This window comes from Actinoplanes sp. KI2, assembly GCF_025630775.1.
Classification (GTDB): Bacteria; Actinomycetota; Actinomycetes; order Mycobacteriales; family Micromonosporaceae; genus Actinoplanes.
The window spans coordinates 1-2310 of sequence record NZ_JAOSZE010000106.1 but is presented as its reverse complement, the minus strand read 5'-3'; the positions used below and the strand labels follow the sequence as shown (position 1 = coordinate 2310).

The window sequence follows — 2310 nt, the reverse complement described above, 5'->3', positions numbered from 1 at the left end:
GGCGCTGCGCGGTGCTGCCTCGACCGGCGGTCCAGGTCAACCGGAGTCCGGCGATCTCGTTCGGCAGGATGCAGCCGTTCGGGCGCCTTGACCGCCGATCCGGACCTCGAACGTGGCGAAATCGACCAGTGGACGGCAGCACACCGTCGATACTCAGCTCGTGACGAACTTCCCCAAGCCGACACGCCGCCCGGGGCCACGCCCACGTTTAGGTGCGACGCTCATCTCGTACATGGTCCTGTCCCTGCTGCTGAGCTGGCTGATCTGGGGTGCCCACGGCCTGGAGGACAGCACGGAATGGAGGGTCTTCATCGGGATCTACACGGGCGCTGCCGTCGGCTGCTTCTTGATCCTGTTCGCGGTCTACTGGGTTGGCCGGCTTCTTCGGGCGCACGCCCAATGGCTCGCTGAGCAGCAGCAGGACCAAACTCGCTGACGTGGGTTGGGGCTTGCGCGCGGAAGCGATCCCGACAGCCGCAGGGTGTCGCGGACGGCTGTGATCGGAGGGATAGAGCCCTAGACCGGCTTGCCGTCCACGAACGTCATCTCGACCCGGGCGTCGCCGATTTCGAGGGGCGGGGCGGCGAAGATGTCCCGGTCGAGGACGATCAGGTCGGCGCGGAAACCAGGGCGGATGCTTCCGGTGTCGTCCAACCGGTTCACGTACGCCGATCCCGCCGTGTACGCGGTCAACGCCGTACTCAGGTCGAGCTTTTGATCTGGCAGGAAGCTCTCGGCGCGGTCGCCGTGGTGGATCCGGTTGACCGCGACGTGAATGCCCTGCAGCGGGTCGGGGGTGCTGACCGGCCAGTCGCTGCCGCCGGCCAGACGGGCACCGGCCCGGTGCAGGTCGCCGAACGGGTACTGCCGGCCGGCCAGCGCCGGGTCCAGGAACGGGATGGTGAGGTCGTCCATCTGCGGCTCGTGCGCCGCCCAGTACGGCTGGAGGTTGGCGGTCGCGCCGAGCCGCCGGAACCGCGGCACGTCGTCGGGGTGCACCACCTGAAGGTGAGCCAGGTGCGGCCGGGTGTCCGGAAAATCCGTGGCCGCCTCCACCGCGTCGAGCGCGTCGCGTACCGCTCGATCGCCGAGCGCGTGGAAATGCGGCTGGAAACCGGCTTCGACCAGTTCCCGCACGTACGCCGGAAGCCGTTGCGGGTCGATGAAGGACAGTCCGCGGTTCGTGGTGACGCAGCCGCACGAGTCGCGATAGGGCTCGGTCATCGCCGCGGTGAAGTTCTCGGCGATGCCGTCCAGCATCAGCTTCACCGCATCGCAGCGCAGCCGGCCCACGGTGAACCGGTCCCGCTTCTCGATCAGCTCGGGGATCTGCCCGGCGTCGCGCTCCCGGTCCCACCAGAGGGCGCCGACCACGGATGCGGTGAGTTGCCCGCTGGTGGCCGCGGTGAGATAAGCATCGGAGATGTCGTCGTAGCCGTTGGTGGCGCACACCATGGCGTCCTGCCAGGCGGTGATGCCGAGCCCGTGCAGCAGGCGCTGGGCGCGGAGCAGCCCCGCCAGGCGCGCCTCTGCGGTGGTGAGCGGGACCTTCACGAGATCCATGGCGCCCTCCTGGAGGGCGCCGATCGGCTCGCCGTCCGGCAGGCGGTCGATCCGGCCGTTCGCCGGGTCGGGGGTGTCGGCGGTGATGCCGGCCAGCTCCAGCGCGCGGCTGTTGACCCAGGCGGCGTGATGGTCCCGGTTGATCAGGTAGACCGGGCGGTCGGTGACCACCCCATCCAGAAGATCCTTATCCGGTACGCCGTTGTCGAAGCTCTCCATCGACCAGCCGCCGCCGACGATCCACTCCTCGCCGGGGTGCTCGCGGGCGTAGACGGCGATGCGGCGCAGGTACTCGTTCCGGTCGACCGTGCCGGTGAGGTCGCACTGGCCCAGCTCGACGCCGCCCATCACGGCGTGGATGTGCGCGTCCTGGAAACCCGGAAGCAGGAGGCGGCCCTCGAGATCGAGCACCTCGGTGGCGGGACCGGTCAGGTCCCGTACGTTGCCGACGCCGATGATCCGTCCGTCGCGGACCGCGACCGGTTCGGTGTGCCGGGTGCCGTCGGTGAAGACCGGTCCGCCGTGGAAAACGAGGTCGGCTCGCATGGTCACACTCCTTCGACTCACTCCTGCGGGTGGCAGCCTAGTGCGGGGAGGGCCCCGATTTGGCGGTCGCGGAGGCGCCCTGTAATGTTCTACGAGCCGCCAGGGAGACGGGCGAGCGAAACGGAGGCCCTCGGGCCGCCGGACCGGCCGTCCTGGAGGGAACTCCGCAAGATTCGTACGGCGTACTGCCGTGTGCTCTTC

Annotated in this window: 2 protein-coding genes; one reads left to right on the top strand and one right to left on the bottom strand. The window is 69.2% G+C overall.

Annotated elements, in window-relative coordinates:
- Positions 1–160: 160 nt before the first annotated feature.
- Positions 161–436 (top strand): hypothetical protein, encoded by a 276-nt coding sequence (locus ODJ79_RS46425; protein WP_263030160.1) that lies wholly within the window; start codon positions 161–163, stop codon positions 434–436.
- A gap of 80 nt (positions 437–516) precedes the next feature.
- Here ODJ79_RS46425 and ODJ79_RS46420 read toward each other — a convergent pair whose 3' ends face one another.
- The gene (locus ODJ79_RS46420) at positions 517–2109 is read right to left on the bottom strand and encodes an amidohydrolase (RefSeq protein WP_263030159.1); all 1593 of its coding nucleotides are present in this window, start codon (positions 2107–2109) and stop codon (positions 517–519) included.
- Between the last annotated feature and the right edge of the window lie 201 nt (positions 2110–2310).